We start from the raw sequence: 15,447 nt of genomic DNA on the forward strand, positions 1-15,447 counted from the left end.
CGTCGTGCGCACGGCCGTTCGAATGGCGAAAGAGTGGCCGAGTGCACTGAAGCTGTCATTCCGGGGGGTGGGTTCGTGACTCAATCGATGCCGCCGAGTCGCTGAACCTTGTTGTTTGAGGTTGATTTCGCCGGTTTTGCGTAGTATCAAACGGTTGCTCGGTAGGACTGTCCGCGGGGCCGGCCGGACAGTGCGGAGCCGGCGGCCGGGAGCCCCTCCCGGGAGCCCCTCCCGGACCCGGGGGAGGGCGCCGGGGCGGGCGGAGCGCCGCGCCCCGCCCGCCCCCGGCCCCGCCGGCTCAGGCCGGTGCGCCGAGCAGTGCCCGGGAGGCGGCGAGCGCCTCCGGCCCCATCACGAACTCCGGGTCCACCTGCGCGCTCAGGTCGGCGCCGGTGGCGGCCCCGGCCCAGGCCTCGGCGTTGCGCAGGTGGAACTCGACGCCCTGGCGGGTGAAGGCGGCCCAGTCCTTCCGGGTCGCGTCGACCGCGTCGCGCATCCACGCCAGCGTCTTGAGGTTCTCCGGCTCCAGTTCGTCCAGGCCGGGGTGCGCGCCCTTCTCCATCGACCGCACGAAGCGGGACCGGCCGAAGCAGGCGGCCAGCGCGTCGCCCACGTGCTCGCGGAGGAACGCCTCGTCGGCGGCGTCCTCGACCTTGTTGCCGATGACCATGATGCGCACCCCGTGGTCGCGCGCGTGGTCGGCGTACTGCCGGTAGACGCCGACCCCGCGCAGTGTCGGCTCGGCGACCAGGAAGGTGACGTCGAACCGGGTGAACAGGCCGGACGCGAAGGAGTCGGCGCCCGCGGTCATGTCCACCACGACGTACTCGCCGGCCCCGTCGACGAGGTGGTTCAGGTACATCTCGGCCGCGCCGACCTTGGAGTGGTAGCAGGCGACGCCCAGGTCCTCCTCGGTGAACGGGCCGGTGGCCATGAGCACGGCGCCCTCCGCCCGGATGCCGAACCGGCGGTGCACCGGGTTGTCCGGGGAGAGGTCGAGCAGCCGGGAGCCGCGCCCCGGGGGCGTCGTCTTCACCATCGTCTCGGTGCCGCCGATCCGCGGGTTGGCGCCGCGCAGCAGCTCCTTGATCTCGGTCAGGTGGCCGCCGAGCGGCGGCAGGGCGGCGAGCCGCTCCGCCGGGACGCCGAGCGCCTGGCCGAGGTTCTGGTTGATGTCGGCGTCGATCGCCGCGACGGTGTGCCCGGCGTCCGCGAGGAACCGGGTGAACAGCGCGGAGAGAGTGGTCTTGCCGCTGCCGCCCTTGCCGGCGAACGCGATCTTCATGGCTGGCCTTCCGTGACGTGGTCGGGGAGCGCCGCCCGGGCGGTCCCGGGCGGCGCGGGCACGGCTCCCGAGGGGGCGGGGGGCCGTGAATGGCAACGATTATCGTTCCTGTCCGGGGTCGTGTCAGCCATTTCACCGAACCGGCCGCCCGGCGTGTCCCGGCCGGGCGGCCGGATCTCCGGGAGGGAGCCGGGAATGCCAGGAAGGCGCAGGTCGGATGGGGCCCGCCGAGACCGGCCGGGAGCTTTGTCGTATCCCGGGGGGACACGGGCCCGCGTTTTGTGAGGTATCCGAGATCAACCGGGCCCCGGTGTGCTGTCCTGGTCATGGTGCGCCGTTGTCTAAGGTGAGGCCAGCGGCTACCGCCGTCCGGTGATGGGAGTGACACGGGGATGACCGAATCGCAGCGACTTCGGGAATACGCCGCTGCCGATCCCTTGCGCGATCTGGAAGCGGGCGAGTTCGCCGAAGAGGTCGCCACCGACCACACGGTGTGGAGCTGCGTCGGGAACCTCACCGCGGTCCGCTCCATCCGCGCCCGCGTCCGCGACTTCCTGGAGGGCGTCCAGGGTCCCTGCGAGGCGGTCGACGACGCCGAGCTGGCCGCCAGCGAGCTGGCCACCAACGCGCTGCTGCACTCCCGGTCCGGCCAGGTCGGCGGGGTGATGACCCTGTTCATCCGCTCCGACCGCGGCAGCGTCCGGGTGGCCGTCGCCGACCAGGGCGAGAAGCGGTCCGACGGCGTCGGCGCGGACGGCGTCCTCCGCGAGTCCGACGGGGACTACGGCCGCGGCAAGCTCATCATCGAGAGCTGCACCTCCCGCAGCGGCGAGTACTGGACCGACAGCACCCACGTCGCCTGGTTCGAGATCGACCTCCCCGAGGCCTGAGACCGCCGATGGGAGAAGGCGGCGGGCGCAGAAGAACCCCCGCCCCGGCCCTCCTCTCCCGGTGATCTCGGAGTCGCGGGGGCATCAGAGCGCTCTGATGCCCCCGCGACTCCGAGACCACCGCCCTGGGGCGCGATCTCCCGGCAGCGGCCTGAGGCCCCGCCCCTCCGCCGGGTGAGCGGGCGGACCGGCCCGCCCCGCGCCCGGCCGAAGACCGGGCCCCCGCCGCGGGGAGCGTCCGTGAGCTGTGTATTCTGCGGCGGCAGACCGCCCGCCGCCGTCCTGCGAGGTCGCGGCGGGGACGAGCACGACGGATGAACGCGCCCCGCGCGGTGCGGCGGCGCGATGAGAGGAGCGCGGGCGGCATGGCGATCGACCCCGTGCTGGAGGAGTACCTCGGCACGCTCACCGAGGTCGTCTTCGACGACGGCCTCGACGTTCCCGGCGAGCGGGCGCGCGAGCGCGAGGAGGCGCTGAGCGCGCCCCGGCTCGCCGAGCCGTACGCGGTCGAGGAGCGGAGCATCCCCGGCCCGGAGGGCGCCCCGGAGATCCCGGTCCGGATCTACCGGCCGTCGGCCGGGACCGGGCTTCCGGTCACCGTCTACCTGCACGGCGGCGGGTTCGTCGTGGGCGGGCTGGACACCCACGACAACGCGGTCCGGCTGCTCGCCGAGGAGGCCGGCACGGTCGCCGTCTCGGTGGACTACCGGCTCGCCCCCGAGCACCGGTTCCCCGCGGCGGTGGAGGACGCGTTCGCGGCCTACGCCTGGGTCCTGGCCAACGCCGCCGAGCTGGGCGGCGACCCGGACCGGGTGGCGGTGGCCGGAGACAGCGCGGGCGGCTTCCTCTCCATCTGCACCGGCCTGCTGGCGGCCGAGCGGGGCCTGCCGGCCCCGGTCTTCCAGCTGCTCGTCTACCCGGGCACCGGGGCCGCCCCCGGCGGCGGCTTCTCCGCCTCCGGGGGGGCCGACACCTCCGGCGGGATGAGCGGCGAGGAGCTCGGCTGGTACCTGCGCGCCTTCCTCGGCGACCAGGACCTCTCCGCGCTGCCGCCGTACATGCCCCCGGGGCGCGCCGAAGGGCTGTCCGCGCTGCCGCCGACGTTCATCCTCACCGCCGAGCTCGACCCGCTGCGCGCGGACGGCGAGGCCTTCGCCGACCGGCTCCGCGCCGCCGGCGTCCCGGTCGAGGTGAAGGACTCCCCGGGCATGGTGCACAGCTTCCTGCGCTGGATGCACGCGGTACCGGCGGCCCGCGCCGCCGCCAGGCCGGCCTTCGAGGCCCTCGGCAAGGCGCTCGCCGGGTCCCGCGGCGGCGCCTGACGGCGGCGCTCCCGCCCGGCCCGCGCCGGGTACGGCGCCGACCGGGCGGGGCGGGAGCGGTGCGCACCGCGCGGCCGGTTCAAGACCGGCCCCCGGTCCGGCGCTCCGGTACGCGCCTCCCCTCCGAGCGGTGCCGCGGTGCCGGGCGGACCTCCGCCGGCCTCCGCTCCCGCCGCTCCCTCCCCCCCGGATCGCCGGCGGCGGCCTTCCCCGCCCGGCCGGGGCGGGGCCGCGCGGCACCGTGCAGGGGCCGGGGCCCCGCGCGCCGCCCCGTACCGCAGAGCGCCGGGCGGGCACCGTCTCGGCCGGGCCGGTGCCCGGAAACCCCACTGGAGGTCCGGGGGGAAGGGCGGCCCTCTCCTCGGCGTCCGCCGGGCCCGTTCGGCCCTGCCGCCCCGCTCTCGCCCGCCGCCCTCGATTGACCGGCTCCCGCACCCCGCCTACGCTTGCCAAGCAACCGCTAGGTGGATCGGAGGGTGCCGTGCGCTTCGGAATCCCCCTCGGGCTGGTGCACCCGGACGCCTGGCACGACCTCGCCGTCGTCGCCGACGAGCTCGGGTTCGACTCGGTCTGGCTCCCCGAGCACCTGGTGCTGGCCACCGGGGACGGCATGCGGGGCTACCCCGGCGGGCGGGCGCCGATCCGGCCGTCCACCCCGCTCTACGACGCCCCGGTCCGGCTGGCCGCACTGGCCGCGGCCACCCGGGGCGTCCGGCTCGGAACCGCCGTCTACCTGCTCGGACTGCGCCATCCCCTGGTCAGCGCCCGCGCCTTCGCGACCCTGGACGGGATCGCCGGCGGCCGGACCGTGCTCGGCGCCGGGGCCGGCTGGTACCGGGCCGAATGGGACGCGGTCGGCGCGCCCTTCGCGGAGCGCGGCGCCCGGCTGGACGAGGCGATCGGCGTACTGCGGCGGCTGTGGAGCGAGGAGGCGGTCGCCCACGGCGGACCGCACTTCCCCTTCCCCGAGGTCGCCTTCGAACCGAAGCCGCCCCGGCGCGCCGTACCGATCCTGATCGGCGGGGAGTCCCCCGCCGCACTGCGCAGGGCCGCCCGCAACGACGGGTGGATCTCCATGCCCGCACCGCCGGTGCGGGTGGCCGGCGCCGCCGCCGAACTCCGCCGGCTGCGCGCGGAGGCCGGCCGGGGGGCCGAACCGTTCGAGGTGGTGGCGCACGCGGAGGGCGGATGCCGCCCGGACGAGACCGCCGCCTGGACCGCGGCGGGCGTGCACACCCTGATCGTCCGCCCCTGGCGGCGCGGCCGCGAAGCGGTCGCCGCCGTCGAGCGCTTCGCCCGCGACCACGGCCTCCTCCCGCGCGGCGCTTCGGCCGCCCCCGCCCCGCCGCCCTGAGCGGGAGGACGGGGCCCACCGGGTGCCCGAGGCGTCGGACGGGGCCGTGCGCCGCCGGGCCCGGGGCCGGGCGGACCGGCCGGCGGGACCGGTCAGCGGGTGCGGGACGGGGCGGGGGAGCTGCGGACGGTGGCCTCCGGGGCCTCGGCGGGGGTGGCCACGGTGGTCACCGAGGCGCCGCTCCACAGGGCGGCGGCGGTGAGGGCGATCCGGTCGCGCTCCGAGGTGAGGGCGTCGACGGCCACGGTGTCCGCGGCGCCGAGTCCGAGCTCGCGCTGCAGCTCCGCCCGGCGTCGGAGCAGGTCGGCGCGGGTGTGCAGCACGGTCCGCGGGCGGTCGCCGACCGGCCGGTGCTCCAGCAGGGCGCCGTCGGCCCGGCCCGCGCGGGCCCCGGGGGGCGGCCCGGGAAGGCCGGAGGGGGCCGGGCCCGGCGGCGCGGCGGGGCCCGGCAGCAGCAGCTCGTCGAAGGGGGTCGTCCCCGGTACCCGGCCGAAGGCGAGCACCTGCCGGACCCGGGACCGGTCGGCCAGCCGCAGGGCGGCGCCGGCCAGCGACGCGTCGGCGATCACCATCCGGGTCTCGGTGGCGGTGAGCAGGTGGACCAGGGCCGAGGCGGGCGCGTCCGCGCGGAGCGGCAGCGCCGCGCCGTCGGCGGCCAGCACGGTGAACAGGGCCATCAGCCGGTCCGGTGAGTGCGGGCAGAGCACCGCGGTCACATCGCCGGGGCGGGCCCCCCTGATCCGCAGGCCGGCCGCGGCGCGCTCCACGGTGGAGGCGAAGACGGAGCCGGGGATGCGCTGCCCGCCGGGAGCCGAGACCGCGGGGGAGAGGGCCGAGGAGCGGAGCCGGTCGAGCAGTCCGCCGCTGAGCGACCCCGCGGGGGCACCTCCGTCGGAAGCGGGGACCGGGTGGTGCCTCATGGGGTGGTGTCCCTTCGCGCGAGGTGGCTCTTGCGCCTGCCGCCCGTCCGCTCCGCGCGGCCCGTGCGGCGACCGCCGGAGGGCGGCGCGCGGGGGATGCCCCCCGCGCCGCCTGCGCCAGCCGGGCTCGTCACGCCCCCTCCACGTGGCGAGCCCGGTAGCGCCGCGTCCGCCGCCCCGGGTGCCTCCCCTCTCCGCACCCGGGGACGGGCGGTCCTCCAGCGAATCCGCGGTGCCGGAACGGGCCTCCGCTTCGCGCCCCCGAAAGGTGGCGAAGCGGGGTCGAGCGGCCCGGACGGCCTCGGCCGGACTTCGCGGAGCCCCGGAGGCTCGCACCTCCAAGGCCCGCGGGGCGGCCCGCCGCCCGCCGCCGGGACGGGCGGGGAGCGCGTCCCCATGTCCCTGACACTAGCGCCTTCCCGGGCGTTTGCACATGCATCCACGTGTGCAGCTGCATATGTATTTTCTGTCCTGAGGCGGATGGGCTTTGTGTGAGTGCAGGTCAGAAGCGGTACTACTCGGAGAGGGGAGATGCGGCGACCCACGCGGCGATCTGCTTGCGCGAGTGGAACCCGAGCTTCCGGTTGATGTTGGCGACGTGCCGCGCGACGGTCGCCGGGGTGATGAAGAGCCGCTCGGAGATCTCCCGGTTGCCCATGCCCCGCGCCACGAGGCGGGCGATCTCCCGCTCGCGCGGGGTGAGTACGCGCCGGGTCGACCGCGGGCCCTTCCGCTCCGGTTGGCGCTGCCGGGGCAGGCGGCCGGTCTCGGTGATCCGCAGCGCCAGCCCGACGGCCTCGTCCACCGGCAGCCGGCGGCCCTCGCGCAGCAGCGAGGAGAGCGTCCCCGGGGCGATGCCGAGCTCCTCGCCCTGGACCGCCGGCGGGCGCGGGGCGCGCCCGGGCTCGGCGCGCTCGCGCAGCGCCGCGGCGGCGCCGGCCAGGATGCAGCCGCCGCGGACCTCGCCGGACCCGGCGGCGACCCGCGCGATGGAGGCCAGGCCGACCGCGACCCCGGCCCGCTGCCCGGTGCTCTGGCTCAGCAGCAGCCCCTCGGCGAGGTAGTCGTAGGCCTGCGAGGTCGCCCCGAAGGCGTGTGCGATGCGGCCCACCCCGAACAGGCAGCGGGCCAGCTCGGGGGCGGCGCCGATCTCGCGCTGGATGTCCAGCGACTCCCGGTAGCAGCGGTCCGCCACGGCGATGTCGTGCTGCCGCTCGGCCGCGGTGGCCTGGCCGATCAGCGACACCCCGACGCCCCAGCGGTGGTCCATGCCGCGCAGGATCATCAGCGCCGCGCTGTACAGCGCATCGGCCTCGGTGAAGTTCCCGCCCCGGGCGGCCAGCGCCCCCCGGGTGCTCAGCGCGATGGCCTCGTTCCACAGGTCCCCGCTCCGCCGGGCGAGCGCCAGGGTCCGCTCCAGGTGCCCGGCGGCCTCCTCGGCCGCCCCGGAGCGGAGCGCGGCCAGCGCGAGCATGTTCAGCGCGGCCGCCGCCGTCGGATCGTCGCCGGCGTCCTCGGCGAGGCGCAGCGCGGTGCGCCCGTGGTGCAGGGCGGAGTCCAGGTCGCCCCGGGCCCAGGAGAGCTCGGCCGCGGTCACCGACGCGCGGGCCCGCACCGGACCGGACCCGTCCGGCATGGCCAGGAACCGCTCGGTCCAGCCCATGCCCTCGGTGAAGTGGTAGCCGGTGCCCCAGTAGGGGCGCAGCGCGGCGCAGAGCCGCAGCCCCTCCTCGGCGTCGCGGCGCTCGGCGGTCCAGTGCAGGGCGGCGCGGATGTCGTCGTACTCGACCGAGGCGAGCAGCCAGTGCGCGAACCGCTCCGCCCAGGGCATCAGCCGGCCGCCGACCGAGGAGGAGCCCATCTCCTCGGTGATGCGCAGCATGTGCTCGCGGTGGCGCAGCCGCACCGCCTCCTCCTCGCCGGCGGCGGCCAGCCGCTCCGCGGCGAAGGCGCGCACCGCACCGGGCAGCCGGTAGCGGGCCCGCCCCTGGAATTCCCGGGTGAGCGCGATGAGGGACCGCTCGGCCAGGGAGGAGACCAGGTCCAGCACGGCGCTCTCGGGCAGGTCCGCGTCCGGGCAGACCCGCTCGGCCGACTCCAGGGTCCAGTCGGCGAAGACCGACAGCCTGCGCAGCAGCACCCGCTCCTCCTCGCCGAGCAGGGCGTGGCTCTGCTCCAGCGCGGCGCGGAGCAGCCGGGCCCGGGGCGCGGACCGGGCCGGTTCGCCCTCGCGCGGGCGGGGCGGTTCGGCCCGCCCGCGCGAGGGCGGGGTGCCGGAGGGGTGCAGCGACGCGCCCAGCAGGGCCTCGGCCCGGTGCACCGGCATCCGCCGCAGCCAGGCGGCGACCAGCTCCAGGGCGAGCGGGACCCCGTCCAGCTCCCGGCAGATCCGGGCGGCGGCCGCGACCGCCTCCGGGTCGGCGGAGAAGTCCGGGTCGGCGGTGCGGGCCCGGTCCAGGAAGAGCCGGACGGCCTCGGCCTCGCGCGGGTCGCCCTCCTCGCCGGGCAGGGCGAGCGGCGGCACGTGCCAGACCGCCTCCCCCGGCAGCCCGAGCGGGGCGTCGGCGGTGATCAGCAGGGTCACGTCGGGACAGGACCCGGTCAGCTCGGCGCCCAGCTCGGCGACGTCCGCGGCGGCCCGGGTGCAGTCGTCCAGGATGAGCAGCACCCGGCGGGTGCGCAGCGCGTCGCGGAGCGTCTCGGCCAGCGGCCGCCCGGTCTCCTCGGTGACCCCGACGGCCGCCGCCACCCGCGCCGCCACCTCGTGCGGGGTGGACACCCCCGCCATCTCGGCCAGCCAGACCCCGTCCCGGAAGGCGGCGGTGGCGTGCACGGCGACCCGCAGCGCCAGCCGGGTCTTGCCGACCCCGCCGACCCCGCACAGGGTGACCACCCGGTCGGCGGCGAGCAGGCGGAGCAGATCGCCGAGGTCGCGCTCGCGGCCGATGAAGCTGTCGGATTCCTGGGGGAGGTTCTGCCGCGCGGGCGCGGTTCGAGGTGCCATGGCCATCACGCGATCAGGCGGTCGGGGGCCGCTCTCACCTTGCCTGAGGGTAAGGGCGTTACCTGTGGGTCGGAGGGACGGGGATCGTGTGCGGCAGGCTCCCGGACGAGGAGGCCCGGGGGCGCCGGGACGTCGTTCGGCAGGGGGTCCGGTACGGGTTCCATGACGGTCGTCTGCAGGGCTCTGTGCTCTGTTCTTAGTGGGTGGGTCGCGGTCGTGCAAGCGATACGGCGGAATCGGAGGCGATCCGGCGTAATCACAAGGAGTGCGGGTGTATGCGCGTTGTGCACCGGCCGTACTCAGGGGGCGAGGCCGTTGCGCTGCACCCACTCGGCGAGCTGGGTGCGCGAGGTGAACAGCAGTTTCCGGAAGATGTTGGCGATGTGCCGGGCGGCGGTCGCCTGGCTGATGGTGAGCCGCTCGGCGATCTCCCGGTTGGACAGGCCCTTGCTGACCAGTACCGATATCTCCCTCTCCCTGCGGGTGAGCAGGGAGGGCAGCGCCCTGCGCGGAGCCGGGAAGAAGAGGGCGCGCTCCACCACCTGCTCCAGCGGCAGCGCGCGCCAGGCATTCCAGGCCTCCTCCGCGGCCTCCTCGGAGAGCACCGCCGCCGCCTCGGCGCGGAGCGCTTCGGCGTGCGGGGCGGCCAGGCCCAGCGAGGCGCGGAGCGCGGCCCCGGCGCCGGCCAGCGAGGCGGCCCGCTCCGGCTGCTCCTCGGCGGCGGCGAGTCCGCCGAGCGCCTCCAGCGCGCGGGCCACCGCCAGCCTGCGCCCGCTGGCGATGCTCAGCCGCAGGCAGGAGGAGAGCCGGCGGCGGGCACCGGAGACGTCGCCCCGGGCCAGGTCCAGGTAGCCCAGGCCGGCGGTGCAGCGCGCGATGTCGGGCAGCAGCTCCATCTCGACGAAGACGTTCAGCGCCTCGCCCAGCTGCCGGGCGGCGGCCTCCATGTCGCCCCGGCGGGTGGAGACCACGCCCAGCGCGTTGAGGCAGCGGGCCACGCACCAGCGGTCGCCCATCTCCTGGCCGATCGCGATGCCCCGGGTCAGGAAGACCTCGGAGGAGTCGAAGTCGCCGCGCGAGCGGGCGATCTGGGACAGCGCGCCCAGCGAGCAGATCTCGGTCAGCCGCTCCCCGGAGGCGATCGCCAGCCGCAGCGCCCGGCGGCCGTGCCGCAGCGCCGCGGCGCCGTCCCCCAGGCGGAGCGAGGCCATCGCCAGCGCGGTGTGCGCGATGCCCTGCGCCGGATCGTCGTCGCAGGCCACCGCGGTCTGCACGGCGTCCTCGGCGGCGCAGGCGGCGCCCCGCGGCCCGGCCAGCGGCAGGAGCAGCTCGGAGCGGACCGCCGCGGCCCGCGCGCGGACCGGGGTGCGCGCGGCGGGCACCGCGAGCAGCCGGTCCAGCCGGGAGCGGGCCTGGGCCTGCAGGCCGCGCACGAACCAGTGGAAGCGCAGCGCGACGCAGATCCGCAGCCCCTCCTGGACCAGTCCGAGCGGCACCGCCCGGTCCAGCATCTGCAGGGTGTTCTCCAGGCACCGGTCGAGCATGCGGATGCTGAACATCCGCTCCTCCCAGTCGACCCGGCCGGTGAGCCGGGACGCGAGCCCCTCCAGGTAGGGCGCCGCGGTGGTCAGCATGCGCCGCCAGACCTCGTCCTCCTCGCCGGCCTCGGCGAGCCGCTCCGCGGCGAAGGCGCGCACCGTCTCGGTCATCCGGTAGGTCACCGCGCCGTCCTCGTGGGTATCCGCGGTGATCAGCGACTTGTCCACCAGGGCGGCGTGCGCCCGCTCGGCGCTCCCGGCCGCGAGCCCGCGGAAGCCGCACACCGGGGCCACCTTGTCGGCGGTCCAGACGCAGAACACCGCCAGGCGGCGGAAGAGCACCCGCTCCTCCGGGGCGAGCAGGTCGTGGCTCCACTCCAGGGCGGCGCGCATGGTGCGCTGCCGGGGCGGCAGGCCGTCCGCCCCGGCGGCGAGCAGCCGGAACCGGTCGTCCAGCCGCTCCAGCACCTGCTCGGCGCTGAGCACCCGGATCCGGGCCGCCGCCAGCTCCAGGGCGAGCGGGACGCCCTCCAGCATCCGGCAGATGCGCAGCACCGCCTCGGTGTTGCCGGGGGTCAGCCTGAACCCGGGCCGGGCCGCGGTGGCGCGCTCGACGAAGAGCCGGACCGCCTCGTGCCGCAGCGCCTCCCCCGGGGAGCGGGCCGGCTCGGGCCGGGGCCCCCCGGACGGGGAGGGCGCGGCGGGCGGCAGCGCGAGCGGCGGGACCCGCCAGACGACCTCGCGCCCGACCCGGAGCGGCTCCCGCCCGGTGGCCAGGATGTGCAGGCGCGGGCAGGCGGCGAGCAGCTCCTCGCAGAGCCCGCCCAGGGCGGGGGTGAGGTGCTCGCAGGTGTCCAGCAGGAGCAGCACGGAGCGGGAGCGCAGCGCCATCGCCACCGCCTCCGCGGCGGAGGCGTCCGAGGACTCGGGGATGCCGAGCGCGTGCCCGATCGCGGCGGTCGCCTGCTCCGGGGTGGAGGCGCGGCTCAGGTCGACGAAGCGGGCGCCGTGCTCGAAGTGGGGCAGGGCGGCCTCCGCGACGCGGACGGCGAGGAGGGTCTTGCCGATGCCGCCCGCCCCGACGAGCGATACCGAGCGCGAGTTCCGGACGATCCGGAGGATGTCGGCGGTGTCCCGCTCGCGGCCGATGGGGGCGGCGGACAAGGGCAGGTTATGGCGGGGGTCTGACATGGCCTCGTTCACACTGGGGCGACCGCGACGGGAGGACGTCGCGGGCCGCAGCGGCGGCCTGTTCCGTCCCGGCGCCAAGTCTTCCACGGGGCGCGGGCGGTGTTCGCGGATTGGCCGGTTCCGGCACCTGCGGACGGGAAGCCCCAGGTGGGAGCCGTGAGGCCGCTACTCGGGCGGAGTGATCCGCTACCAGGGGTAGCGGGAGCCGGGGGCGGTCGGCCGCGGGCCGGGGAAAGGGGTGCTCCCCCGGAGGGGGAGCGGTGCCGCAGGAGGGCGGCCCCCGCCGGAGCGCTCCGGCGGGGGCCGCGGTGCCGGGACCGCCGGGAGGGGCGCCGCGCGGCGCCGCCCGCCGCAGAGGCCGTCGGGTGCCCGGCCGGTCACCGGGGGACCGCCTCGCGCTTCTCCGTCCGCCCGCGGTCCGGCCGGCCCGCGCCGGAGGCGCACACCGCCCACCCCCGCGAGGCCTCCCCGCAGCGGCCGCGGCGGCGCCGGGCCCCGGACCGCGCCCGAGCGCTCCGGGCGACCGCCCGCACACCCGGCGGTCTCTCAGCCGGCGGCCGGGCGCTCCCAGGCGGCCGGGTCGGCCTCGTACTGCTCGCCGCTGCCCATGTCCTTGACCTCGTGCGGCCTGCCGTCGTCGAACGGCGGGAACCAGACGAAGGGGATGCCCTTCTTCGAGGCGTACTGCACCTGCTTGCCCACCTTGGAGGCCTGGTGGAAGACCTCGGTGTTGAAGCCGCGCCCGCGGAGCAGCGCACCGGTGCGCAGCGCCTCGCCGCGGCGCTCGTCGGAGGGGACGACGACCAGCACGTCGGTCGGGCAGGTCCGCCCGCCGGCCAGCCGGCCCTCGGCGACGAGCTTGGCGAAGATGCGGGTCAGCCCGATGGAGATGCCCACGCCGGGCAGCCGCCGCCGGATGAACTGGCCGGCCAGGTTCTCGTAGCGGCCGCCGGCGACGATGCTGCCGTAGTCGGGGTCGTCGTCGAAGGCGGCCTCGTAGACGGTGCCGGTGTAGTAGTCGAGGCCGCGCGCGATGGACAGGTCGGCCAGCACGCCGCCCTCGATGTCGGCCAGCGAGTCCAGGACGAAGCCGAGCTCCTCCAGGCCCTCGGAGAGCAGCTCGGAGCGGATGCCGAGCTTGCCGACGGCGTCGACCACCGAGCGGTCCGCGCCGCGGATCCGGGCCAGCTCCAGGCAGGTGTCGGCCTGCGTGGAGGTGAGGCCGGCCTCCTCGGTGAGGATGAGGCGGACGCCGTCGTCGCCGATCTTGTGCAGCTTGTCCACGGCGCGGATGACCGCCATCGGGTCGGCGGCGCCGATCCCCTCGTAGCAGCCCTGCAGCACCTTGCGGTTGTTGATGCCGATGGTCCAGGCGGGCAGGTCCAGCCCGGAGAGCACCTCGTGCGCGATGCGCGGCACCTCGGCGTCGAAGTGCAGCGGCACGCTGTCGACGTTGATCACGTCGATGTCGCACTGGGTGAACTCGCGGTAGCGGCCCTCCTGCGGGCGCTCGCCGCGCCAGACCCGCTGCATCTGGTACCGCTTGAACGGGAAGACCAGGTCGTTGAAGTGCTGGGCGACGTAGCGGGCGAACGGGACCGTCAGGTCGAAGTGCAGGCCCAGCCGGGCCTCGGAGTCGTCGCCGTCGTCGTGCACCCGGTGCAGCGTGTAGACCTCCTTGGAGGTCTCGCCCTTGGCCATCAGGACGTCCAGGTTCTCCACCGAGGGCGTCTCGACCGAGGCGAATCCGTAGCGCTCGAACCCCGCCCGGATATGGTCCAGCCAGCGCTGCTCCACGGACCGGGTCTCCGGCAGCCACTCGGGGAAGCCGCTGATGGGGGTCGGGCGGATGACGCGCTGATCGGACATCGGTTCGGTTGGCTCCTTCGGCCGGTACGGGACTGCGACCAATGGTAGGGCCTGCGCCGCGGTGCGGCGGAACCGGCGGAGCGGGGCGTGCGGGGCGGAACGGCACGTCACCGCCGGTGCGCGCGCGGTCCGGCCGGGAAGCGCCGGAGCGGTGGGCGGGCCTGCGCGGGCGGCCGCGCCGAGACGCCGCCACCGGCCCACATGGACGGAGAGTGGGCCGGTGGGGCCACCGGGCATCGGAGGGCGGCGGGCGGAGTGCTCCGCCCGGTCGTCGCCCCGTGCGACGGTGAGGACCGTCCTTGCGGGTGTCCGTGCGATACCGCTGTGCCAGGATGCGATCGCCGGCGCCGCGTCGAAGGCCTCACTACCACGGTAGACCCCCCGGGGCGGTCCCGGACAGCATTCCCGGCGGCCGAAACGGGCCGCTCACAATGTCGTAAAGTCCGCGCGCCGCCGGGGGTCCGGAGGGGCGGAGCCCCCGGTGCCCGCGCACATCCTGGCCGGACCCGCGTAAACATCCGGCATTCTAGGTGATCGTCATATTTCGGGCATGGATCGCGGAGGGCCCTGATGAAGCCGATCTGGAAGCTCTACGGCGACGGCGGCGCACCGCCCCCCGGCGAGGTCGTCGCGCCGGGCGAGCGGCTCTCCTGGGGGCGGACCGCCGGGCTGGGCGCCCAGCACGTGGTGGCGATGTTCGGGGCGACCTTCGTCTTCCCGCTGATGATGGGGCTCGACCCCAACCTGGCGATCATGATGTCGGGGCTGGCCACCGTCCTGTTCCTGCTCATGGTCCGGAACCGGATCCCCAGCTACCTCGGGTCCAGCGCCTCCTTCGTCGGCGCGGCCGCGCTCATCTCGCCGGACGGAGCGAACCCGGCGCTGGTCACCGGAGCGGTCTGCGTCGCGGGGGTCGTGCTGGCGCTGTCCGGGTGGGTGATCCACCTGATCGGGCCCAAGGCGGTGCTGGCGGCCTTCCCGCCGGCGGTCACCGGCGCGGTGGTCATGCTCATCGGGTTCAACCTGGCCCCGGTCGTCGCGGACAGCTACTGGCCCTTCGACCAGTGGATCGGCCTGGCCACCATGGCCTTCGTGATCCTGGCGACGGTGCTGCTGCGCGGATTCGCCGGGCGCATCGCGATCCTGCTCGGCCTGGTGTTCGGCTTCGCGCTGTCCTGGCTGGCCGACCTCCTGGCCGGCCCGGCGGCGCTGCCGGACGGCGGCGCCGCGCCGCGCGTCGACCTGTCCGCGGTGTCCGAGGCGGCCTGGTTCGGCCTGCCCGAGCTGCACGCCCCGGAGTTCCAGGCCTCCGCCGCGCTGGTGGCGCTGCCCGCGGTGATCGCGCTGATCGCGGAGAACGCCGGGCACGTCAAGGCGGTCCAGGAGATGACCGGCGACGACCTCGACCCCTACATGGGGCGGGCCATCGCCGCGGACGGCATCGCCACCGCGCTGTCCAGCGCGGTCGGCGGCGCCCCCACCACCACCTACGCGGAGAACATCGGGGTGATGGCGGCGACCCGGGTCTACTCCACCGCCGCCTACTACGCCGCCGCGCTGGCCGCGGTCCTGTTCGGCCTCTGCCCGAAGTTCGGCGCCCTGGTGGCGGCCGTCCCGGAGGGCGTGCTCGGCGGCATCACCGTGGTGCTCTACGGGATGATCGGGCTGCTCGGCGCGAAGATCTGGGTGGAGAACCGGGTCGACTTCGGCAACCCGGTGGTGCTGGTCCCGCTCGCCGCCGGGCTCGTCGCCGGCATCGGCGGGGTGCGGCTGGAGTTCACCGAGGCGTTCGCGGTCGAGGGGATCGCGCTGGGCACCTTCATCACGCTGGCCGGCTACCACATGCTGTACCGGCTGGCCCCGGAATCGATGCGGCCCCGCCCGGCCGGACCGGCGGCGGCGCCCGCGCAGGGCGCCGGGACGGTGCTGGGCACCGGGTCCGACGCGGTCCGCGCCGAGGACGCCGAGCCGGAGCGGGGCTCCCCGGACGGCCCCGGGCCGGAGCCCGGCGAGGGGGCGGACCCCGAGCGCGGCCAGGGGTAGGGGCGGGGAGCGCCCGCGGGTGCTCCCCGCC

At 76.2% G+C, this 15,447-nt stretch carries 9 protein-coding genes; 4 read left to right on the top strand and 5 right to left on the bottom strand.

From position 1 onward, the window contains the following. Positions 1-298: 298 nt before the first annotated feature. Positions 299-1,285 (bottom strand): ATP-binding protein, encoded by a 987-nt coding sequence (locus tag J0910_RS09335; protein WP_420158128.1) that lies wholly within the window; start codon positions 1,283-1,285, stop codon positions 299-301. A gap of 392 nt (positions 1,286-1,677) precedes the next feature. On the opposite strand from J0910_RS09335, the gene J0910_RS09340 reads away from it, so the two are divergent. The 3 genes from J0910_RS09340 to J0910_RS09350 all read left to right on the top strand — a co-directional run bounded on the left by J0910_RS09340 (position 1,678) and on the right by J0910_RS09350 (position 4,851). Next, positions 1,678-2,175: an ATP-binding protein gene (locus J0910_RS09340; RefSeq protein WP_420158129.1), complete on the top strand. Its 498-nt coding sequence runs from the start codon at positions 1,678-1,680 to the stop codon at positions 2,173-2,175. Between the two features lie 365 nt (positions 2,176-2,540). Beyond that, positions 2,541-3,497, top strand: a complete 957-nt coding sequence (locus tag J0910_RS09345; RefSeq protein ID WP_420158130.1) for an alpha/beta hydrolase — start codon at positions 2,541-2,543, stop codon at positions 3,495-3,497. A 481-nt stretch (positions 3,498-3,978) separates the two neighbouring features. Further along, entirely contained in the window at positions 3,979-4,851 is an 873-nt protein-coding gene (locus J0910_RS09350) for a TIGR03619 family F420-dependent LLM class oxidoreductase (RefSeq protein WP_420158131.1), read from the top strand. Positions 4,852-4,943: 92 nt separating this feature from the next. On the opposite strand, the gene J0910_RS09355 is transcribed toward J0910_RS09350, so the two are convergent. From J0910_RS09355 to hisS, 4 genes are all read right to left on the bottom strand, one after another. Further along, a complete protein-coding gene (locus J0910_RS09355; protein ID WP_420158132.1) occupies positions 4,944-5,771 on the bottom strand; it encodes an AMP-binding protein in 828 nt (275 codons plus the stop codon). A gap of 514 nt (positions 5,772-6,285) precedes the next feature. Further along, on the bottom strand, positions 6,286-8,781 hold the full coding sequence (locus tag J0910_RS09360) for a LuxR C-terminal-related transcriptional regulator (RefSeq protein ID WP_420158133.1): 2,496 nt from the start codon (positions 8,779-8,781) through the stop codon (positions 6,286-6,288). Between the two features lie 293 nt (positions 8,782-9,074). Beyond that, positions 9,075-11,477: a LuxR C-terminal-related transcriptional regulator gene (locus tag J0910_RS09365; protein WP_420158134.1), complete on the bottom strand. Its 2,403-nt coding sequence runs from the start codon at positions 11,475-11,477 to the stop codon at positions 9,075-9,077. A gap of 573 nt (positions 11,478-12,050) precedes the next feature. Further along, positions 12,051-13,373 carry a histidine--tRNA ligase gene (gene hisS / locus J0910_RS09370; protein ID WP_420158135.1) on the bottom strand — a complete coding sequence of 441 codons (1,323 nt, stop codon included), beginning with the start codon at positions 13,371-13,373 and terminating at the stop codon, positions 12,051-12,053. A 570-nt stretch (positions 13,374-13,943) separates the two neighbouring features. Between hisS and J0910_RS09375 the strand changes: the two genes are divergently transcribed. Then, on the top strand, positions 13,944-15,416 hold the full coding sequence (locus tag J0910_RS09375) for a uracil-xanthine permease family protein (RefSeq protein WP_420158136.1): 1,473 nt from the start codon (positions 13,944-13,946) through the stop codon (positions 15,414-15,416). Positions 15,417-15,447 lie beyond the last annotated feature (31 nt).

The organism is Nocardiopsis oceanisediminis, from assembly GCF_048595525.1.
GTDB lineage: Bacteria > Actinomycetota > Actinomycetes > Streptosporangiales > Streptosporangiaceae > Nocardiopsis_A > Nocardiopsis_A oceanisediminis.